Below are 23,533 nucleotides of genomic sequence, written 5' to 3'. Positions count from 1 at the left end.
CAACAAAAAAACAGCTTCAAGTTATACTTGCAGCTGCTCTTAAATAAATATAAAAAAAATGATTGAGGATTTACTCTTTAATAGTAAAGGTATTTGGGAACTGCGCCATATGCTTATCGCTCCAAACTTGCTCTAACGCTTCTGGGTCAAACCACAAAGGTTCGGTATGGGTGTCGCTCCATTTTTCGGCTTCGTTGACCATGTTTTGTAATTGTTCTGGGTACTGCTGACTTAAATCGTTATTCTCGCCCATATCCTTATCGATATTATACAATTTCCATGGCCCTCTATAGGCTTTAGTCGCTTTCCATTGGTTTTGACGCACACCTACATCAGAAAACCCAGAACGGTGGCGCATGGCAAAAATCATATCACCTTGACGTGAATTGGTTCCTGAAACTACATCGTCCCAAATATTCTTCCCGTCCAATTGTTTATCTGTTGCTATATTAGCTTGCGCCAAAGCAGAGAAAGTAGGATAAAAATCTAAGGCCGATACTGGGTAATCGTAGCTTTTACCAGCAGGCACATAATTTGGCCAATGGAAAAACATAGGCACTCGAAATCCGCCTTCAAAGGTATCGCCTTTTCTACCTTTTAAGGGTGCATTATTGGCTCCTTTGTCTGGGCGCCCGCCATTATCACTTAAAAATACTATTAAAGTATTTTCGTATTCATTTGTTTCTTTTAAGGCTTTTACTAATTGCCCCACACCTCTATCTACGGCATATACCATACCAGCATATGTGCGGCGGTTTTTATCTTTAATTTTAGGAAACATCGCCATATCTTCCTCTTTTGCTTCTAACGGTGTGTGTGGGGCATTGTAAGCCAGGTAAAGGAAAAAAGGCTCCTCTTTCTTTGAAGCTTCTTTCACAAATCGAACAGCATCATCAGACAGCTCATCAGTTAAATATTTGGTTTCCTTAACCTCTTCGCGCTGACGTTGTAAAGGCAATAAATAATCAAAAACATGAGTGCTCCCCGATTCTTTTTGACGTTTATAAGCCGCTTGATATTGTTCTGGAAAGTAATTATGTCCGCCTCCTAAAAAGCCATAAAAGTAATCGAAACCTCGATCTTGAGGTTCATATCCCTTCACCGCCCCTAGGTGCCATTTTCCTATAGCGCCCGTGTAGTAACCAGAATTTTGAAGCTCTTTACTTAAAAAGGTTTCACTTTTAGGAATTCCTGTTTTTAGGTGCTCATGACTGTTAGCAGGAAGATTGAACTGTGACCCAAATTTATGCGGATATCTTCCAGTTAACAATCCCGCTCGACTTGGTCCACAAAACGGATGCGCCACATAGGCTGAAGAAAAGGTTGTTCCCGAATGTGCTAATTGGTCAATTTCTGGCGTTAATAAATCTTTAGAACCATTAAAGCCAACATCGGCATAGCCCATATCGTCGGTTATAACCAAAATAATATTTGGTTTCTGACTTACCTTTTTTAAGGATTCTTGCGTTTGCTTTTTTACAGATTGCCCTTTTGTTCCGTTACATGAAACAGATAGTATAGCTAAAAGCAAAATCGTTAATAAACTTGTTTTTTTTCGATTAATCATATCATCCTAATGAGTTTGACAATAGTTTGGTTTCAAAATTAACTAAACCTTCTGAATTCGATTTACCATGAATTACCTAGAATACATTCAAAATTATCTTAAAACACTAAAATTAGAGTGCCTTTATTTCTATTTAAAACCACTTTTAAATTTGCTTTTGTAAGGGATTGGTCGTATTTCTTTCTTTAGGTTTTATAAATACTGGAACTTCTATGGCCGAACAATTTTCAAAATCATTTTCTGTACTACTAACAATAATACCATCTTTTCTTATTTCTGAAGAAAAACCAGTGTGCTTAATATCGTGTAGAACAATTTTATAAGTTCCAACAGGATTATTAAAAGACTCATATTGATCTACGGCTAAATTATATACAGCTGCTAAAGAAGGCGCTTTAAAGGATTCTTCATCTGGATTTTTAGTTACACTGATCTGTTTTCGCAAAGCACAAGGAATAAATTTTAAGCGCATGGGTCTAACCTGTGCTTCATTTCCATAAGTCGCCGAAACATGAGCTATTACCGAATCTTCTGAAAACGTTCCGGGTTCATATCCCGGAGCAAGCTGCTCTTTTTTAGGTGATAAAAAACCAAACCCAATAGCTACTGCAGCCTCACAACTTATACCGTTAACGTCTCTAATATCCACCATCCCTTGCTGAATCGTATGTGGGGAAAGCATGACCGCATGTGCTCCGTTTTTACAAGAAATCTGTCTTCCATAAATATGGTCGATCACAATGGTTTTATCGGTGAGATAGCGATCTGCTAAACCCTTGTAGCCTGACTCTAATCTTAGAGTGACACCGCCTGTTCCCGATAAATTTCGAAACAATATATTTTGAGCCACCTGAACTTGAACCACACCATAGCCATAATGCGCTTGTTCCACCACTATGTTTTCAATAATCCCAAAAGTTGGAAATGAGGCAGGCTCTCCACCAACCGCCTCTGTGGTGATGGCGTTAAACTTGGTATAATTATCTAATACTTTAAAGTCTGATATTTTAAAATTTTTGGTATTTCCAAGTTGAAACGCTCTTATTTTACCGTTAGGCTTGTAATTTGAAAAGTCGAAAGTGAATGCCGTTCCATCTAAACTTTGTATACTCCAGTTGGTTACTTCTTGAAAATTATTGACATATCCCGCTCTAAATAACGCGTTTGTTGCTGTTGATTTAAAAACCACCCCGGAAGCCACTTTAATATGTACATTAGATTTTAAATGAATTTGATCTAGCACATAAACGCCTGGTTCAATGATTAAAACCCCGCCTCCCGAATTTGAAAGCCCATCGATACAACCTTGAAGCATTTTGGTATTCCCATGGCTTGGAAAATGCATGGTATTAGCCGCTACCTCATCAGGATTAAAAAAATAAAGATCTTCCGGAAGCCTCCTTTGTAACGGTTGGGCAAAACTGTGGTATGATAACACCGTAAAGAAAATGAAAAGTAGCATTTTTCTATTCATAAATAACAATACTTAGAACACCTATTATACTTCGCAAAAAGCACCAGCTACAAGACTACTAACCCTTTATGTCTTGGACCTTAACTTCTGCATTCGACTTATAAAACACATACCAAAGACTTAAAAGCAGGGCTACCAAAATACCAATAACATAAGATTGTTGATATCCTAAGTCCAATCCTTCGCGAGCCACTAAAATATAAGTCACTACAACTGCAGTCATAAATGCTGCCGGGATAAGAACAAACCAAGTTCGTTTGCCTTGCTGTTTCACATAAACAGCAATAGTCCACAAAATAACCGTAGCCAACACCTGGTTAGACCACCCAAAGTAACGCCAGATCACGCTAAAATCTGCCCTAGTTAAAGCTAAGGCTATCAAAAATATGGGAAGCGTTACTAACAAGCGTTTTATCAATTTCGATTGGTTAATATTAAAAGCATCAGCTATGGTAAGCCTAGCACTTCTAAAGGCGGTATCACCAGAAGTTATTGGCGCTGCAATAACTCCAAACACTGCCAAAACGCCACCAATTTTCCCTAGCGTTGTGTTACAAATGGTATTAACCACCCAAGCTGCGTTGTGGCCTTCCTGGGCCATAGTTACACCCAGCTCTTTAACGCCTCCAAAAAACGCCATAGCTATAGCCGCCCAAATTAAAGCAACAATACCTTCGGTTACCATGGCTCCTATAAAGATCTTTTTTCCATGAGATTCGTTTGAAATACAACGCGCCATTAAAGGCGACTGGGTAGCATGAAATCCAGATATCGCGCCACAAGCTATGGTTACAAACAACATGGGGAAAATTGGGTAATCAATGGGATTGTCATGCATATTCACCAAATTAGCTACCGATAATTCTGGAATGGTATAATTCTGAAAAAGTAAAGCACCAAGCAAACCCAACGCCATAACTAAAAGCGATAATCCAAAAATGGGATAAATTTTCCCAATTAACTTATCGATAGGAATCATGGTAGCCAAAACATAATACAGAAAAATACATGCTGAAAGTATAGACACATCCACACCTGTTATCCCTTGTAAAATAGTGGCTGGCCCTTTAACAAACACCACACCAACTAATATTAATAGAATCACAGCAAAAACACGCATAAACTGCTTAACAGCTTCACCTAAATATTTCCCAACAATTTCTGTAATGCTCATTCCACCATGCCTTATGGAGAGCATACCCGAATAATAATCGTGCACACAACCTGCAAAAACAGTTCCTAATACAATCCATAAAAAGGCTACTGGCCCCCATAAAGCTCCAGCTATTGCACCAAAAATCGGCCCCAAACCAGCGATGTTCAAAAATTGAATTAAGAATATTTTACCCAATTTAAGAGGCACAAAATCAACCCCATCTTGTTTATAAATAGCGGGGGTTGGTTTCGATTTATCCATACCAAATTGACGTTCTAAAAAAGAACCATACACCAAGTAACCTGTAACTAACAAGGCCACACACAACAGAAAACTTATCATAATTTATTCGCGTATTTTAAACGGAATGCTTGCACTTCATCTCTTAAAGCTTTATTTAGATTTAGTTGCGTATTTAAATACCAATACACACGCCTAGCTATTAAAAAATCTGTTTCTAGAAATGGCTTTAAAGCTTCATTCACAGCTTCCGAATTTACATTATTTTCTTCTATCAACTGTAAAAAAATAGATATTTCCTGAAATGACACTGTTTGTGAAAGCGCTTCACTTAAACGTTCTAAATATAGACTATTCAAATGATGACTTGTATTTTTAAATGATTGTAGCACAGCAATTCTCTGAGATTTATCACCCAATACAAACAATTCGTACAATGCCGATTGGAATACCTGCTTAGGGCCATTTTCAAAAAAGTCAAGTGTCGGATTACTATCCTTTTTATACATCAAAGACTTACTAATAATTAGATTAACAAGAGAAGTTTCATAATGTTGTCTGCGCGCCAATTCTTTTAAAGCTACTTCAAAATAAGGGCGACTTTCTTCATTTAAAAACTGTAGAAGCTGCTTATAACTAGCCGTTTTTCCTGTTATATCCTTTATTATTGGAATAAGACCTCCATTTACCCAATGCCATAATGTATAACAGGTTAATGCTGCTCCAGGCACCGTATCTTTTTCATCCAATTTTAAAGCCGTCGCACCCGAAACCGCATCAACATCATCTTGACCAGGCACAACAACAGTAAGCACTTCGCTAAGTAGTACCTCCTTGAAAGGGGATTGCTTATCTGATAAAATGCGATGTAATTTTGTATAATCTTCAGGAGCAAAAACATCAGCTTCATACTTCTCTAAAGTTTGACCTTTTTCAATGTCATATTTCTGATAGTTGCCCACAGCATCCCAATAAATGGTTACTGGAATAACCTTACAGACTTGCTCTAAACAAATCACCGAAACGACATCCATTTTATAACCTATTGTAGTACGATTTTTGCCTAAGATTTGAATTAAAGTGGCTTGAACTGGAGCCTTTTCTCCTGGGTGATTTACAGTTATTTGATGAGATACTTCTTCATAATCTATAAAATAACTGACTGCAGACTTAAAAAAGACGACAAAACCGCAAACAAGCAGTATTATATTTTTCAAATTAAATAGCTTTATGAATAACAACGTACCTCAAAAAGTTTGATGTTTTTAGCACCGTAAGTCTCTTTTAAATGTAGTCTAACGGCGGTAACTTTTATAGGCTCAAATTTAAATTTTATCAATCGGGTTCTATTGGTCTCCACACGTCCTAAATCCTTCCATTGCCCCTGAATACGTACTTGAACACTTAATGATTTTAGCATTTCTTTAGGCACATGGTTTCCGTACAATTCGTCATTCCTACTGTCCTTACGCATCATGATATTGCGCTTTACATTGGTATCGCATTTTAATTCTACTACTGAAATTTCAACTGGGTTTTCCCATTCCAATTGAACACTCGCGTCCAGCCCTTTTGATTGCCAATGATTGATCTTCCCATCTATATCTCTTGACATTCCGTTAAGCAAATTTTTGACATCACCAGACCTGGTGCTTGAAGCAAATATTAAGCTGGCTTTTTTAGCCAAATCGTTGGCATCGTTGGCTGGCCTATTCGGGATAAACGCATCGTCGCGCAAGAGCTGCTCTTGCAGTGCGTTTATATAGTTTTTAGCCACTTCTCTTGGTAAAACATTATTTTTATTACAAATAGTAGCTGCTGTTCCTACGGCCTGCCCCATTAAAGCGCAGGTGGCCATAATTCGTGAAGACGACAGTGCGATGTGAGTCTGACTAACATTTCTACCAGCAAACATTAAATTTTCAATATTTTTAGAGTATAAGCTTCGAAACGGAAATTCGTAAATCTTCTTAAAATGGTAATGAAAATAACTTGGCGGCTCCGCGATGTTTTCAATCCCACCTGGATTATGTTCATCTAAAGACCAACCTCCAAAAGCCACGGCATCATGAAAGTGTTTATGCTCGGTCATGTCTCTTTCTGAAACAATATAATCGCCCATAAAACGACGCGATTCTCTTCGTGCTGGTAACGACCCCACCCAACTAAGCGCTAAATTTTCAGAATCAGGAAAATTCCCTGAGTTTTTAATATAATCCCAAACTCCATGTAAATACCCCATGAGCTTATGCCTGTTTATTTCGGCATCAGCAATAATATCACCTTCACTTCCTATTTCTATCCACCAAATCCCATCTTTATACCATTTAAAATGACGACGTGGATGCGCCCCTTCATGGGTATATTTTATGGCATAAGATGGTGGTGTGTATGCCATGGGGCGCCCCATATCTTTAGCTTCCATGATTAAGGTAACTCCCATTTGCCATCCATCGGGTTCGTCGGGGGCATAACTTTCATTAAACTCGGCTTTACCTTCTCTACCTGTTCGGTATTCGGCACCAGCCGAAGCTCCTAATAATCCATCACCAGAGCAATCGATAAATATAGGAGCATGAATGGTGTACATCGTTTCGGTAGTCGACTGCCAGCATTTGGCTGCTTTAATTTTATTACCGTCCATTATGGCTTCAACCGCTTGAGTGTTTACCATAAGTGTTAAATTAGGTTCTCTAACTACAAAGTCATACATCACATGATCAAAAACGGGGTAAGACTCCTGTTCATTTTCAAATCGATTATGAATTAATAATTCTTCAATAATCCCTGTTTCACGTTCGGCTTTTCCGTTAATATCATTAACCCCGTTAAGATGTACACGCATTTCACTGGAAGCGTTTCCGCCTAAAACAGGACGATCTTGAATTAATACGGTTTTAGAACCGTTTCTAGCGGATGCTACTGCAGCACAAATACCTGCAGCGCCACCTCCAACAACGGCAACATCATAAGAAACTGTTTGCTTACGGTTCGGCATCCCTTTTTTTCCAGACCCTAAATGATACCATTGGTCGTTTGCCCTTTCATCTACCATATCCTTTGTGGAGATACACGAGCTTGCTATAATAGGTATAACCCCTACCCCTACAGCTGCAGTTGTTCCTTTTTTAAAAAAATCTCTTCGTTTCATAAATCTTTATTTTCACGTAGTGTGTTTAGTTTAGTTCATTAGATTGCCTCCCTTATCGAATTGTTCTTTAAGCTGCTAGACGATATGCGGTTGTTGTTGTTGTTGTGCTATATTGTTGGTTTCATTAGGATCGACAGCGTGATCATAAAGCTCTACAAAAACAGGTTCCCGTTTAGGATGTTGACGATCTTTCCACAAAATGAGACGATATTGCTGGGTTCGCATAGCATAGCCCATGAGATGATTTTCAAATAAATCTCTGTTCCATTTTTCTTTTTCTTGATTCTTGATTTTTTCTTCCACTTCTTTCAGTAAGGGACCAAAATAGGTTTCGCGCATGGCTGGCCGAATGGGATAAGCACCCCATTCCCGTAGTACTGGTAAAGGAAACTGACTTAAGGCAGCAGCCTTCCAATTTTGATTGGGTTCCTCTAACAACGGTTTAAAACTGGCACCTTCTATATGTTTTGGAATGGCTAACCCAGCTAAGTCACAAAGCGTAGGGTACATATCAACCAACTCAACCAAAGCTTCGGTTTGCTTCCCTCGATGTTTTTTTGACATGTTGGGTGTCCAAATTATTAAAGGAACCCTAGTGGCAATTTCATAATTTGTAGCTTTCCCCCAAATGCCCATTTCACCAAGATGCCAACCATGATCACTCCAAACGATAATAATGGTATTTTCCCGCACTTCCGCCTCCTCTAACGCAGCAATCATTTTACCTATTTGAGCATCAACATAGCTCACACAGGCTAGGTAAGCGTGTTTTAATGTAACGGCCAATGTACCTTCAATTTTTCCTTGTTTCGGAATATTATCTCTAACACGAAGCTCGAAAGAAGGATGTAAACCAACCTGCGCAGCATTCGCAGGTGCCGAATTTTGAGTCGTGCTTTTAATATCCTTCGGTTTATACATATCCCAATACTTCTTAGGAGCCACCCAGTTGAGATGTGGCTTGTTAAACCCTAAACCCAAAAAGAACGGTTTATCTGGATTTTTAGCTAGCATATCCTTCATGGTTACAATAGCCAAATCGGTATTATACCCATCGTGGTAGGTGTGATCTGGAACATCGGCACACTCAAAGGCATTCCCCATTGCTAAACCATACTTTGCAACATCACCATACTTTTCAAACATGGCTTTTCTGGTCGCACCTCTATTCTTGATATTTTTCTCTAAAGCAAAACCAACGGGTGCTTTGTACCCTCTAGCTTCTAAACTATCAACCGAAGGTTTTCTACTCCATGACTTTTCATCGTATAAATCGCCATGATGGAAAATTTTACCTGTATATACTGCTTCGTAACCCTGATTTTTAAAATGCTGCGGAAGGGTAATCACATCAGGGTTTGCTTCTCTAAATTTTATATAATTATGAAAAACACCGCTTGTTTCTGGCCTAACACCTGTTAACAAACTTGCACGACTAAGACCACAAATGGCTTGCTGACAATAAGCCTTGTTAAACTGAAGTCCTTGACTCGCCAATTTATCTAGATTGGGGCTTACTGCAATGGCAGAACCATAAGTACCCAATTCTGGTCGTAAATCATCAATACCTATAAATAAAATGTTTGGTTTTTTAGAAATATGTAGTGATCTATCATCCTTATTCTGACAATTAAATAAGAGCATTAATATCAAAAAAGAGAGCAGCTGTTTCATTGGTTATCGATTCAATTGGTTTGATAAACATACAACCTAATAACACATTTCACCCAAATTTAGGACTTACAAAAACTTAACATGACTAAATTTTACTAAATTTATAACTTAACAAAACAACCACCCAAACCAACAACAAACCATTGTATAACAACTACTTAAATAAAAAACCAAGAAAAACAACCACCTTAATCGTTATCATTATAATGCTTACAACAGCATTACACGCACAACAGTTTAAAAGTTATTATGATTTCGATATCATTTCGAAAAACACAGCTCTAGATTCCATTTCGGTAATTTTAAATAAGACCAAAAAAGCATCTCAAACCGATAACAACAAAAATTTACTCGTTAGATGCTTAATTACGGAAAGTGCATATAGTCGATTTACTCTCCAATACAATGACGCTTTTAAAAGAGCTGGCGAGGCCTTATTTCTTTCAGAAGAAACAAAAAACACAGATCTTATTGCTAAATCACATGAAGAATTAGGCGTTTTAAGCTATATGTTTAAGCAAGATGACGATGCTGGATTTCACTTTAAAAAAGCACATTCCTTTTATAAAGCCGCCCTGAAAGATCAAAAAAGTGATTCACTTGATCTTTTGAAATCGCATTACAATTTAACCATGTATTACCAGCGTACTTTTAATGCAGAATTATTGAAAAAACACATTGACAGCTGTACCATACTTTCAAAAAAACTTCATTGTTATAAGACGTATCAAATATATTTAGATGAAAAAAAAGCCAGTATTGCTGAATGGCAGCAAAATTATCATACAGCCATAGGACTGCTTCAAAATTCGGAAGCCAAAATAAAGGCCTTAAAACCTGAAGCCTTTAAAATTCATGAAAATTTTTTAACCATTTTGTACGCCCGAATGGCCAGTACCTATAGAAAAGAAAACAAAGTAGAATTAGCCAAACAATATTTTGAAAAGGCTTTAAATTCGCCTGACTATTTTAACGAGGTGACCTTTTATAGAGCATTTATCAATACGCAGTACGCCGATTTATTGTTTAGCGAAGGCCATATTGAAAAGGCTTATGAAAAACTCAAGCAAGCCAGTTTAATTAACCACCAGTATTTAAACCCAAGAAATGATAACAATGCTGGATTTTTAACCGTTAGAAATCAATATCAAGAACAAATTAATGCTAAAAACAAACAGATTAGCACTCAAAAAATACAGTTAGCGAAAAGCACGCAGGAAGCCTTGCAAACGAGAATTTTATTATTTGTTGTCATTTTTATTACCATTATCATTGGTTTAATTATTCGATCTCGTATTAGACTTATAAAACATCAAAAAGTAGAAAAAAGTTCTCAAGAATTGATAGACATTAAAAACAAAGAACTTACTACTAACACCCTACAACTTATAGAAAAAGATGCCATAATTAAAAAGCTAAGCACCTATCTTAAAAACAAGGACAACGATCCTAGCGCAAAAGCTTTAATCAAATCCATTGAAAACCAATCGGAAAGTTTATGGGATGCTTTTAACAAGCGTTTTACCGCCCAAAACATAGGATTTTATGAACGTTTACAAGAAAAGGTTCCCAATTTAAGTGCGGCCGATTTAAAGGTTTGCGCCTTAATAAAATTAAATTTTACAGGAAAAGAAATGGCTTATCTGCTTGGCATCTCGTTAGGCAGTGTTCATGTTGCACGCCATAGATTACGAAAAAAAATGAAGTTAGATCGGGATAAAAACCTCACTAACTTCATTAATTCTATTTGATTGGACATTCTTATTTAAAAGTCATCCCTTTTAATAATTCTTCAACAATATAAAACAGCTATCGCTTCTTCCAAACCCGAATATAATCCACATACATACTTGTAGGCATGCCTGCTAATTGTTTTTTAGCCTCTTCACCCTCTAAAGGATTAACGGCGCGATTGGCATTATTAGAAAACTTCACAAAAGGACGTCGCAAGCCTAATGACGCTGTGACATTCATAGGTCTATACCAATCAGTATTGGGTTTTCTAGCAATTTCTTTCCCATCTACATACCAAATAATTTCCTTTTCGTTAACCTCACAACCGTAAACATGGTAGTTTTTACTAGGGTCGTCAGGCATTCTAAATTTATTAAGCTGTGTTTCTGGGTGTTTTTTAGGGCGATACCAAACACCTTTTCCTTTTTCCATCTTTACAAGATGCAAGTTATGATCGGAGTCTTGGATATCATCTTGATGCCCATTATGCCAATCGAACTGCTGCAATTCAACCACATCGATTTCACAGTAAATTGTTTTTCCATTTTTAACCGATCTATCAAAATCGCTATACAACCAAAATGACGGACACACCCCGAAACCATTTTTAGGACCAGGAACGTCTATTACTGCTCCTTTAATTCTGGCCTCTACATAACCTGTAACCATGGTTTCTTTAGATTTTAAAATCCCCGATTTAAAATAGGTTTCCCCATCGGCTTGGTTATTATCGTTATGCCTCATGGTTAGTTCGGCAACACCATTGGCAAGTTTCACATTTTGCTCATTGTTCCACTTCCAGCCTGTAGTATTGGGTAACTTGTCGGTTTTGTACCATTTTTTCCAATCGATTTCATCTGTATTAAACTCATCAGACAAATCATTAACAAGCTCCCAATTGGCCGATGTTCCAACCACCGACATGGGTTGCACACCCTCGTTTTGAGAAACTAACTTCGTTTTGCAACCTAGGGTTAGTAACCCTAAAATAGCGATACTATAATGTATTTTTTTCAAAAGAACAGCTTTTTAAATGACAACAATTTTACTTCACTTCTAATAATAACACCTCTTCTGAAGGTAAATTAAATTCAGATTCCATGGTGTTTTGGGTCATTAAATCCTTAACAAAAATAGCTGCTCCAGATTTTAAAGACAACTTAATTTTAGCACTATCATGCCCAACGTTTAACAAGTTAACTAGGTACGATCCGTCCTTTTGCTTTACAACACGTGAAATGGTGGTTTTAAAATCTTGTCCGTTATCCGATTCTACAATAACTTCCGGCATAGCATCGGCTACTTCAGCAAGTGCTTTCTCCTTAATGGCAGCTACATTTTCGGTCTCTAAAACGATAAGTTGCCCGTTTCCTGCTTGTAATTTCTCTTGTCTTTTTTTACCGTATTCGTTCATCGACAAACTCGTTTCAGAATCTAAAATTACTTTTCCGCCCTGGTTTAAGTACTGCTGTAAAGCAGCAAACTCGGCATCGGTTACATATTTCGTTTGATAAACCACTACCGTATTCCAAAGGTCATTATCTTGTTTTTTGATGATATTTTTAGTTACAAAACCTAACGACAAACCTTCAAAAAACAAAGATTCGTAAAGTTTACCCGTTTGCGTCATGTAGTTCGGCGTGTTTATTGCCGATGTCTCGGAATAGAACAAACGTAACGGACGTGGTTGTTCTCTTAGCGCGATAATTTCTTCTGAAAAGGCATTAAGGTCGTACATCACCTGCGTGACTTCGTTCGTTACATGCGGTTGCTGATTGTTAGACCCAGCAAAAGCACCACCTAAACCTGGATCGAAAAAATCCAATTCCCCTTCCAATCGATCTTCTGGCGATCCATCGGGATCACGCGCCCAGAACCATCCCATATTGGCATCCATACCCATTAAGGTTGCTAACCAATACACATTACGCACGTAACTTGTTCGTGTATCTAATTCGCGCCATTGCCCTGAAGACAAAAAGTGCGACTCGGAATTCACATTAATTTTGTCGGGACCAACCGATTCTAAAAAATCATGTAAAATGGCCATCCCATCCCATTTGTAAGCGTAGTTTTTATGCCAATCGGAATTGATATGCGAACGAATACTTGGACCTCCTAAGGCCTTAGCATCATGACCTATCATGGTGGTTAACTCGGTAAGCGCTTCAAAATCCATCCCGTGCGAACGTGAATCTTCGTAAAACGTACATGGAAAAAGTTTGATATGGGTATCGGCATCTGGATTAACCGCATGTAATTCATCTTGCATAAATTTAAACCAAGACGTACTACGATGCATGTTGTAACGGTTCCAATCAAACCAGATAGGCTTTCCTTGTAATGTCTTAGCTATTGGAATTTCAATATCAACGGCATCAAAATTTTTAAAGCGCGTTTCCCAGTTTTCATTTAACGCTTTAATGTTATTATTGTATTTGGTTTTTAACCAATCTCTAAAGTTATTTAGCGTGTATGTAGAAATGCCATTCATTTCTTTATATTGATACGTCCAATGTCCTTTTTCGGAATACCAGTGTGGTTCGTTGGCAAAAATATAGCCCAATTCGGTAACTTTTTTACCCTTAGTAAGTTCGCCAGTACGACGAATTATTTTCCCCCAAGTATCTCGTGCTAATGGATTGTCAATATCAAAACCAGTAAACAACGATCTTCCTTTTCTAATTTCAGGCTCTCTTTTTTCTATCCATTCTGGAATCCCCATAGACCAGTAGATTAAAAATCCAATATTGGTATCTGGAATACCGGTTAGCTCTTTCATAAGTTCTTCATCGAAAGTACCGTCTTCTTTCAGTAAAAAGGAATTAATAGCGCGATCGTGATCTACAGGATACAAATTTTCTCCACCGTGATAAAGCGCACCAAGGTGATCGTTATACACATCGGTATTGGTTAATGGCTGCCCTACCGTTTTCGAAAAATAATCGTAAGGAAACGATGGCTTCCCGTTGCTTACAAACATATTTTCGCCAGCTTTTGCATTGTGCCAATCTACTTTATGAACAGGACGACGCTTCATGTCACCTTTAAGCTCTTTGTTTAAATCGGCTATACTTTTATCTAAAATTTGAATAACCTTTTCGCGCTCAAAATCGGGTAATTCTTCCGCTAGTTTCGCTTTATCATCGGCATAATAGCGCTCATAACCAAACAAACGCTCTACCGCTTCCTTGTTGTTTTCGTCCCAATTGGCAAATTTCAAAAATTCTTTAGCAAACCAAACCGTGGTTTCTTCACGAGCCACATCAATAGAATTGGCTTTTGCTTTTTCCATAAGCTCCTCTAAAGTTTCAATTTTAGATAAAGCCTCTTGTTCTAACGTTTTTTCCGACTCGCAAGCGAAAAAATTAAAAACTAAACATAAGCCAATAGTTAGTTTTAAGAGTGAAGATTTTAAAATACCCATGATTGTAAATTTGTGTATTAAAACTAGTTTTTAAGGTGGTTAAAATTTAGTTTTAGATTAATTATTTTAGTTTATATGATTGAATAGTTTATACTGCATAACTTTTTAATTCCCTATTAGAATAAAACATTACTCCTTTAAATCTATAGATGACAAGGTATAAGGTTTACCGTGCTTGGAATTTAACATCCCTTTTGCCACCATTAAATCGAAATTAGAAATAATAAGTTTTCCGTTGTAAACAATAAGGTCTGCTGGTTGATCTAAACCGCCATCTGCCCCATCGTTATCCGGGTACTGCGCTAATAGTTCTACTTGTTTATTGGTATCAATTTTAAATATTTGATTTTGTGCAAAACCAGCAACATATAAATTTCCTTTAGCGTCGATATTAATGCCATCTGGAGCTGAATTTAGAGGAAGTTTTGCGTAAACCGATTCCTTTTGCACTTGGCCTTCGTCATTTAAAACAAGCTTATAAATGGTAGCATCACCAAGGTTTCCAACAAACAAATCGTCTTGTTTATTAAACACTAAACCATCTAACCCCACTTGGCGGTCTTTGTTTTGTGTTTCGGAAGTGTAAATTAAATTAACATCCGATTTATCGTTATTCACCTGAATATTTCGGTCGCTAATTTTAAAACGGTAAACACCTCCAACAACCTTATCTTTTTTGAGCTTTGGCAAAGCCGTTTGGGTAACATAAACATACCCCTTATGGTATCGAATCCCGTTTATTGAATTGAAACCTTGAGCAACAACTTCGGTCGAGTTGAGTTTATTTTCTTTAAAAGTTAATTTTAATAAGCGTCCTTTATTGGTTTGGTTGTCGCAAACATAAAGCGCTCCATCATCATCGTAGGCAATCCCCATAGGTCTAGACATGCCCGAAGCGTCTAAAACAGGAGCTTCTACGAGTTTTTCAACTTGTCCGTTTTTAGTAATTCGCATTAAAACACCTGGTTTTTTTCTATCGGCATAGTTTGGACAAGACAGTGTTAAACTACCGTCTGGAGCGATATCTAACGCATCTGGCGTCGGACAACTATCGGGTAAATTAGCAAATAGTTTTGCGGTTAATAAACTTTTATCTTGAGCTCGCACATGTATAGCTAATACGCTAACAAGCAAGAAACAAAGTGTGGTTTTAAGTGTTTTCAATATGATTTAGTTTTAGTCGCCTTATTTCTAAGGATTATTTAGCTTCGTATGTTTTATTAAACTCTTTAATGTTCAGTTCTAAAGACTCGCCATTATTCCATGTTACAAAAGCCTTGTCTATTTTTCTTTTAGTTCCCAAACCAACATGTAAATAGGCATTATAACTCTGTGAATAGGAAGAGGAGGTTGCACCTACCACGCGTCGGTACATCAATCCTTCAGATTCTATGGTTAATACCGCCCCAATAGGCGAAACTTTATGGATTGGTGAATCACCAACATGCACCGTAATATAATTATTAGCACGGTTTAAGTTGTTTGTAAATAAATGCCACTTACCACGCTCATTGGCGTAAATAATATCGACATCGCCATCTTTATCATAATCAAAAACTTCGGCGCAAATACCAGTACTTCCGAGCTCCTTTCTAATAATACCATGATTTTGGGCTAATGAAAAGCCTTTACCTTTTTGATTTAAAAACAAAAACTGCTCGATCTGTGAGGCCGAGTGTCCATAACGCACCATGAATATGTCTTGCCAGCCATCATTATCGAAATCGGCCACAGTAACTCCTGCAGTTTGCTCTGTAACATCGATACCATACTTTTCGGAAACATCTACAAATTTTTCGTTTCTGTTTTCTAACAATTTTGCGGGTAAGGCCTGCATTTTCAAGAGTTCTGGCTGCTCCATAACATTATGAATCACTCCGGTTGTTGGAGCATTAGTAAAGCCAGCTATTCGCCAATACCCGTCACCTAAATAACCAATATACAAACCTTTTTGTGAGGTATCCTCGGGCCAACCTTGAGCTTCATTAGCTGTAATATTTAAGTCATGTCCGCCATGAACATCAGATTCTCTCTGGAACAAGGTCTTATTCTTTCCAAAAAACACATCAAAATGCGGATAGGCCATTTGCAAATTTTCTAACCTAAAATCCCCTTTAATTTTAAGGCTATCATGCAAAAATGTTTTTCTTCTATTTAAGAAATAGAAAGTTTTTTGGGTTTTATCGTAATCAGTTTCCGAGTCAAAAGGATGCTTGGCACGGGTTAAAATTAAATCGAAATCACCATCATTATCAAAATCAATTTCAGCCATACTACTTACCAAATTAGTATGCTCCAAGTTTCCTAAAACATCCTTGGTAACGTCCTTATAAGCATAATCTTTTTCACCTTGAACAGCAATCACTTTAGCGCCACCATAAAACAGAAAATCTTTAATATTATCTTTATTAAAATCGGTTATTAGGGTACGCATATTAAACCTGTCGGCCGATGGTAATAGTTCTAAAAACGAAAAACCATGAGCGTCATCTTTTTTATACAAAAAGTGAGCACGATCACTGGTGTTATTTTTAGGAAAGGCGGTTAACACTAAGTCAAGATCGCCATTATTATTAGTATCTACCAATTTTACGGCACGCCCACGACTGGCTTCAAAATGTGTAAATTCCTTTTCTTTTGAAACGCTACGGTCTTTACTTATAGAATAGCCCTTAAGCTTTCGCGGATTTTTCCCATCGCCACCACCAGGCTGAACAAAAACATCGATTAAACCGTCCTTGTCATAATCACCAACAGCAATACCGTGCGTATCCCCAAATACAAAAGGTTTTCCTTGTGAAAAAACACCCTTATTATTCCAAAAAACTTCCACACGCCGAGAATGTTCTGTTAAGAGTAAATCTAGGAATCCATCTTGATCTAAATCGGCCACAACCGCATTATCAAACTTTCGGCGAGACCGGTTTTCTAAAGGAATCACTTCAGGATTTTCCGAAAAGGTTAAAGGCATATCCGGTTCTGAAATGTCTAAAAAACATGCCATGAGCAACACCAATACGGAACAATTTCGAATTATGCCTTTACTTTTAATCATCACTTATTTAATAATTACTTTTGAAGAAGCAGATTGATTTTCAGATTCAATTTGAAAAATATACATACCAGAAGCCAAGTCTAAGTTTTCAATTTTGGTTGTTCTTGATTCCTTATTGAAACTTTTTACCCAATGACCAGAAGCATCATATACTTTTACCATGCCGTTTAAGGGTGAGTTTAAGTACAATACATCGCTGGTTGGGTTTGGATACACCGAAAACTTCATAGCCTTAGGTTGTTCTGTACTTAAGGTTTTAGAGAACTCCATATCGTCGATATAAAACAAAGCCTGAGATCCTGTAACGCTTTGCGAACGCAACTGTAATCTTATTCTATCGCCATCAACAATACTTGGGTCGGAAGCTGCACTTCGGTTAAAGCTTTGAGAAACCTCAACCCATTGCCCTTTTTGAGCGCCAGAGACATCAACATCTATGATTGTCCATGGTTTTTCTAAAATCAATCTAATATCACTAATGGTGGTGCTTGGGTCTATCCAAATTTTAAATTTCACTTCATTACTACCAGCTGGCAAGTTTAAAGAACCATTAGGCGTAAAGCTGGTGTAATTACCTGTAAAAGTTCCAAAATGTTGAAAACGCATGCTAAAATCGCCGGTAGCTGGTTTTTCATTTTTTATACGCCATTTTGCTGCAGTACCATTCCACCAAGGCTGACTTCTTCCCTGAAAATAAAAAGGGCCTTCAAAACCTAGAGCATTAAAATCTGGTGGTGTAATGTTTTTTTGCCAGATTCTAACATAGTCTATTTTATACTCGGCAGGTGTTGCTAAATCAGGCTGTGATGGTAAACCATACCAAGAAAACACTTCATTATCAAACCAGATTTCTTGAGGTGCATCATGGCGCCATTGGTCTTTGGACTCTAATTCTTGTCTTGTGACGTGTCGTAAAAGCTGACCATCTAAATAGGTTTTCACATAATCTTTATCCCATTCAAAACCATACACATGATAATCGGCCGCTAACTGCACACCAGTATCGTCTTCTACTTTCCAATTTTGGTGGTTAGAAGGAATATCTGGATCCCAGTTTATTAGATTGGTACGAATTTTTCTAGTTAAACTAGCAGGCCTGTTCGTTGGATTGCCTATAGGAAGTTTTCCGAAATTTTCTATCATATCGATTTCAGAATGGTATCCTGTAGTCCAAAAGGCTGAAACTACTGGAGCATCGGCAATTTTGGCTCTAATTTCCATATAACCATACTTAAAAAAAGTTTCGCTCATCACACAAGCTTGAGTAATCGGTTTGCTGTTATCGGCACTAGTTGTAGAACCTCCATACCATGTACCATCATGAATTTCATTGGCAAAGTTATAACTAGGCTCCCACTGGCTGGTAAGGATTAATTCACCGCCTTCTACTCTAACATTATGTGGCGCGTATTGTCCTGGTGCTCTACCTTTCCATTTGTTACGGTAATCGCTATTTTCGCCTAAAACCCACCATTTAGACTTATCTAATTGCGTGGCATTAAACTCATCGCTAATCGTGGTATTTAAAATCCAGCCTTCTGAATTTGTAGGATCGGTGGTTGGGTTTTGTGCTAATAAGTTATTTATTGATAAGCTCAATACGAATAAACAAATAGCATGCTGTTTAAGTTTGTTAGTTTTTTTCATTTTATTTTAGTTTTACTGCTTGTAATTACCTTTCCAACCTTTATTAAATTGTTCTAAAAGTTGTTTTACTAATTCTGGGTTTTCACTCGCAATATTTTTAGTTTCATTGGGATCGGTTCTATGGTCAAACAACTCATAAAAAAGCGGTTCGCTATCTTTTTTGGTATAATCTTTCCACACAATAAATCTATAGTCGTTGGTACGCATGGCATAGCCCATGAGCTTATTTTCGAAAAGATCTCTATTCCAGTCATCACCTACTTGACTTTTAATTTTGTCCTCTACTTCTTCTATTAGCGGACCAAAATAGGTTTCTCGCATCCCTTGCGACAATGGGTTTGCTGCCCATTCGCGTAAGGCCGGCGTTGGAAACTGACTAAAAGCAGCTGGTTTCCAAGCTTGGTCTGGGTCGCTTAATAAAGGCATAAAACTTTTTCCTTCCAAATGTTCTGGTTGGTCTAAGCCCGCCAATTCACATAAAGTAGGATACATATCCACCAGCTCTACTAAAGCATTGGACTTTACCCCGCGGTTTTCTTTAAGCATATCTGGCGTCCAAATCATTAATGGTACTCTAGTAGCTATTTCGTAGTTAGTAGCTTTTCCCCAGATACCCATTTCACCTAAGTGCCAACCGTGGTCGCTCCATAGCACAATGATGGTGTTATCACGTACGCCCATCTCATCTAGAGCGTCAATCATTTTTCCTATTTGCGCATCCACATAACTGATACAAGCCAAATAAGCATGCTTCAAGGTTCGGGCTAATTCATCGTCTATGTCACCTTTTTTAGGAATCCCATATCGGGCTCTTAACTCGAATGAAGGATGCAATCCCATAGTCGCACCATTCTCTGGTGCATTTGGTTGATTGGTTAACTGGATGTCTTCTGGATTGTAAAGGTCCCAATATTTCGTAGGTGCTAACCAATCTAGGTGTGGCTTTTTCATCCCTAAACCTAAAAAGAATGGTTTGTCCGGGTTTTTCTCTAGCATATCCTTTAAGGTCGCTATAGCCAATTCGGTATTATAACCATCTTCGTAAAAGTGATCTGGCACATCGGCATTTTCGTAGGCAGGCCCTTTTCCTAAACCATTTCTCGGCGCATTTGGCCCGTATTTAGCAATGACTTCGGCCTGGTTTTTTCGAAACATTTCTTGACTTTCTTTCTTTGCAAAACCACCAGGCGTGTTGCTTTTTTCGATGGTCATTTTATCGTAAGCCGGTTTTCTGCTCCAAGACAAGTCTAAATCAGCAAAACCTGTTTTATGGTAAATTTTACCAGTATAAGTGGTTTCGTAACCATTATTTTTAAAATGCTGCGGCAGAGTAATAATATCGGGATTCGCATCGCGGAAATAAGTAAAGTTCTCAATAACCCCTATCGATTCTGGTCTTGCCCCTGTCATTATACTTGCTCGCGAAGGGCTACAAATAGCCTCCTGACAGTAGGCACGATTAAACACCAAACCCTGACTAGCTAATTTATCCATGTTTGGCGTTACGGCAATACTAGAGCCGTATGCGCCAATTTCAGGACGCAAATCATCAATGGCAACAAATAAAATGTTTGGCTTTTGTTGTGTTTTTTCAGTGTCACCAACCTTGTTTTCGTTTTGCTTACATCCAAGGATGGCAAAAAATCCGAAGCTTAATAAGGCTGTTTTAAAAGACGCTTTTTTAATTAGTATCATTTTCATTTTTAGAATTATGAAGATTTTAAAAATGTGTTTTCAGCATAGGTATTTACCTCATCTACAATCGATTTACAAGCATCATAATAAATACCTACATCAACGGCATAAGAAATATATTGTACGCCTAAATCCATCCATTGTTTAGCACTACTAGCGCTTTCCACAAAAGTACCTACAACCACCCCTTGAGCGTTGGCTTTTTCAACAATTTCCTTCATTTTTGAGATTACCGATGGATGATTTACCTGCCCTGGAACGCCACATGACTGTGACATATCGTAAGGTCCTATAAAAATAACATCAACCCCATCAACTTTTAAAATCTCATCTATATTATTAAAAGCGGTATTCCCTTCAATATGAATTATAACCCCAGTATTTTTATTTGCAGAAGAAAAATAATCTTCTTTAGGCATGGCAGCATAATCGGCTGCTCTCACGTACCTACAAACACCACGAGCCCCTTCCGGGTAGAATTTGGCTGCTTTTACAACGCGTTTTGCATCTTCGGCATTTTCAATTTGAGGCACTTGCACGTAGGCTGCACCAATATCTAAAGCCTTCGAAATCATATTCTCATTAATTTCTGGAACACGAACAACAGGCACAATATTTTTGGCTTGCGCGGCTCTTATATGACCTTGAATAGTTTGAAAATTGTTAGGACCATGCTCTAAATCGATGATTACAAAATCGAATCCTGCGAATGCCGATATTTCAACCAAAGCTGGATCGCTAATCTTCATAAACGGCCCCAGCACATGATTTTTACTGTCTAATAACCCCATTTCTTTTTTAAAACTATTTGATTAGAATGTTTCATTAAGATAGCTCCAAACCAAAGGATTAAAGTCGCCACTTAATTTAGAGTAAATTTACTAGAAGTTGATTTAAAAGAATGTTTAGGAATTACCTAACACCTACTAAAAATTACCTTGATTTTAACAGGTATAAAATGATGAAAGGAAGAAGAAATTACACTGGTGATATAAGCTGATATTGTTTGCCGAACCCCAAAAACATCACCAAAGTTTTGGGGTATTTCGACAAACCGAATAAAAAATAGAAATGAATTTATAATAAGCCTTAGTTATCAGTTTATAACCAAGACATTGAAAAAGGGCGCTAGCCCATTAAACCAGATTTTTTCTCTAGTTTTTCATGAATTTGTTCTATGGTTAAGTTTTTAGTTTCTGGTAGGAATTTAGCTAAAATTAAAAGACCAATAATCACGATACCGCCGTAAAACATAAAGATGGTACTTGCCCCCATATTGGCCAATTGCCAAGGAAAGAACAATTGCGTTAAGGCACTTACCGTACTTGAAAGTAAGGCGAAAAACGGAATAGCCATTCCTCTTAAGTGAATAGGAAATATTTCGGATAACAACACCCACATTATCGGGCCTACCGAAAAGTGAAAAGCGGCTATAAAACTTAAAATACCAATTAAAATTAAGGTCGCATTTAGCACTGCTGATTTTTGAATAAAAACACTAGAATTGTCTCTTGCAGAAGTTTCTCCTATAAGGTCTTTTACGGCTTCTTTAAATTCGATATCGGTAGCATATTCTTTACCTACAAGTACCGATAACTTATCAATATTAGGAATATCATGCATCTCTTCTATCGCTTTCTCGGTTAATTGATATTTCGCCGTTCCGAAGCCATAAGAACAAAGACCTAAACTTAAAACCACCCAAATCAATCCAGAAATCATCATAGGGCGTCGTCCTAATTTATCGATTAAAACTAAAGATAAAACAGTAAATACAATACTAACCAATCCAATCCAAATCGCTTGCTGAAACGCTGCCTCCTCACCTAAACCTAGCTGTTCCATTACGGTAGGGGCATAAGTTAATACAGCATTAATTCCTGTAGATTGTTGAACGATTGATAAGGTTAAAGCGATAATAGCCACCACCTTCATTTTTTTACTAAATACTTCTTTTAACTGATGCATCACAGAACGGTCGGAACTACTATCCTCCACGCTGTGTTGCATATCGGTTAAATGACCTGCGATTTCATGCTCAGGAATCACTTTGCTTAAAGAAACTTTAGCTTCATCAAATTTCCCTTTATACACCAACCATGCTGGACTACGAGGCACCAAAAACAAGAGCCCAAACCAGATCAAGGCTGGAACAATTTCGATACCCAACATCCAACGCCAAGTATAGCGGTCTAACCCTAAATCGACCACCCACTGGGCATCAGAATTGGTTTTCTGTAAAATCCAATAGTTTATAAAATAAGCAGCTGTAAGTCCGATTACAATATTAATCTGCGTCATAGAAACCAATTCACCTCTATATTCAGCTGGAGCTAGCTCACCAATATACATCGCGGCTAAAGTAATGGAGCTGAATGCTAATCCTCCTAAAAAACGAAAAGCAAAGAGCACCGTAAATGAAGGTGCCAAAGCAGAACCTATTGCCGAAATTAAATACATGGCTGCAATAATTTTCAAGGTTGATTTACGACCATATTTATTACTGGACCAAGCGGCAAGAGGCAAAGCTACCAAAACACCAACTCCAGGTCCAAAACCTAAGGCTCCGACTTGCCATTCATTTAAATTAAATTCGGCAGTTATAAATTTAAAAGCCCCTGAAATTAATGCGGCATCTAAACCAAAAACGAAACCTCCTATGGCAACAATTGTAGCGTATAAAAACGCATTTTTCTTAAATGAACTCATATCT

General features: G+C 37.6%; 15 protein-coding genes. 1 reads left to right on the top strand and 14 read right to left on the bottom strand.

Annotated elements, in window-relative coordinates:
• Positions 1–70: 70 nt before the first annotated feature.
• The 6 genes from C1A40_RS08480 to C1A40_RS08455 all read right to left on the bottom strand — a co-directional run bounded on the left by C1A40_RS08480 (position 71) and on the right by C1A40_RS08455 (position 9,262).
• Positions 71–1,567 (bottom strand): sulfatase-like hydrolase/transferase, encoded by a 1,497-nt coding sequence (locus C1A40_RS08480; RefSeq protein WP_102995526.1) that lies wholly within the window; start codon positions 1,565–1,567, stop codon positions 71–73.
• 145 nt (positions 1,568–1,712) lie between these two features.
• Positions 1,713–3,041, bottom strand: coding sequence for a hypothetical protein (locus C1A40_RS08475; protein ID WP_102995525.1), 1,329 nt, complete (start codon positions 3,039–3,041; stop codon positions 1,713–1,715).
• Positions 3,042–3,099: 58 nt separating this feature from the next.
• Complete coding sequence (locus C1A40_RS08470; protein WP_102995524.1) at positions 3,100–4,539, bottom strand: carbon starvation CstA family protein; 1,440 nt, start codon at positions 4,537–4,539, stop codon at positions 3,100–3,102.
• Positions 4,536–5,654, bottom strand: coding sequence for a hypothetical protein (locus tag C1A40_RS08465; protein WP_158651325.1), 1,119 nt, complete (start codon positions 5,652–5,654; stop codon positions 4,536–4,538). Before C1A40_RS08465 ends, C1A40_RS08470 begins: the two co-directional genes overlap by 4 nt.
• A gap of 11 nt (positions 5,655–5,665) precedes the next feature.
• Positions 5,666–7,588: an FAD-dependent oxidoreductase gene (locus tag C1A40_RS08460; RefSeq protein ID WP_102995522.1), complete on the bottom strand. Its 1,923-nt coding sequence runs from the start codon at positions 7,586–7,588 to the stop codon at positions 5,666–5,668.
• A 75-nt stretch (positions 7,589–7,663) separates the two neighbouring features.
• The gene (locus tag C1A40_RS08455; RefSeq protein ID WP_102995521.1) at positions 7,664–9,262 is read right to left on the bottom strand and encodes a sulfatase; all 1,599 of its coding nucleotides are present in this window, start codon (positions 9,260–9,262) and stop codon (positions 7,664–7,666) included.
• Positions 9,263–9,405: 143 nt separating this feature from the next.
• Between C1A40_RS08455 and C1A40_RS08450 the strand changes: the two genes are divergently transcribed.
• The gene (locus C1A40_RS08450) at positions 9,406–11,013 is read left to right on the top strand and encodes a helix-turn-helix transcriptional regulator (protein ID WP_102995520.1); all 1,608 of its coding nucleotides are present in this window, start codon (positions 9,406–9,408) and stop codon (positions 11,011–11,013) included.
• Positions 11,014–11,071: 58 nt separating this feature from the next.
• Here C1A40_RS08450 and C1A40_RS08445 read toward each other — a convergent pair whose 3' ends face one another.
• From C1A40_RS08445 to C1A40_RS08410, 8 genes are all read right to left on the bottom strand, one after another.
• Positions 11,072–12,013 (bottom strand): family 16 glycosylhydrolase, encoded by a 942-nt coding sequence (locus C1A40_RS08445; protein WP_102995519.1) that lies wholly within the window; start codon positions 12,011–12,013, stop codon positions 11,072–11,074.
• A 28-nt stretch (positions 12,014–12,041) separates the two neighbouring features.
• A complete protein-coding gene (locus C1A40_RS08440; protein WP_102995518.1) occupies positions 12,042–14,423 on the bottom strand; it encodes an alpha-amylase family protein in 2,382 nt (793 codons plus the stop codon).
• 129 nt (positions 14,424–14,552) lie between these two features.
• Positions 14,553–15,587, bottom strand: a complete 1,035-nt coding sequence (locus C1A40_RS08435; protein WP_241910514.1) for an SMP-30/gluconolactonase/LRE family protein — start codon at positions 15,585–15,587, stop codon at positions 14,553–14,555.
• A 34-nt stretch (positions 15,588–15,621) separates the two neighbouring features.
• Complete coding sequence (locus C1A40_RS08430; RefSeq protein WP_102995517.1) at positions 15,622–17,478, bottom strand: CRTAC1 family protein; 1,857 nt, start codon at positions 17,476–17,478, stop codon at positions 15,622–15,624.
• A gap of 3 nt (positions 17,479–17,481) precedes the next feature.
• The gene (locus C1A40_RS08425) at positions 17,482–19,125 is read right to left on the bottom strand and encodes a T9SS type A sorting domain-containing protein (protein ID WP_102995516.1); all 1,644 of its coding nucleotides are present in this window, start codon (positions 19,123–19,125) and stop codon (positions 17,482–17,484) included.
• 12 nt (positions 19,126–19,137) lie between these two features.
• Positions 19,138–20,826 (bottom strand): sulfatase, encoded by a 1,689-nt coding sequence (locus tag C1A40_RS08420; RefSeq protein WP_241910513.1) that lies wholly within the window; start codon positions 20,824–20,826, stop codon positions 19,138–19,140.
• Between the two features lie 8 nt (positions 20,827–20,834).
• On the bottom strand, positions 20,835–21,611 hold the full coding sequence (locus C1A40_RS08415; RefSeq protein ID WP_102995515.1) for an HpcH/HpaI aldolase family protein: 777 nt from the start codon (positions 21,609–21,611) through the stop codon (positions 20,835–20,837).
• A 337-nt stretch (positions 21,612–21,948) separates the two neighbouring features.
• Complete coding sequence (locus C1A40_RS08410; RefSeq protein ID WP_102995514.1) at positions 21,949–23,529, bottom strand: MFS transporter; 1,581 nt, start codon at positions 23,527–23,529, stop codon at positions 21,949–21,951.
• Between the last annotated feature and the right edge of the window lie 4 nt (positions 23,530–23,533).

Origin of the sequence: Tamlana carrageenivorans (assembly GCF_002893765.1) — a bacterium.
Classification (GTDB): Bacteria; Bacteroidota; Bacteroidia; order Flavobacteriales; family Flavobacteriaceae; genus Pseudotamlana; species Pseudotamlana carrageenivorans.
Note: the sequence above shows the minus strand (reverse complement) of the source record. Positions and strands in the feature narration are given on the sequence as shown.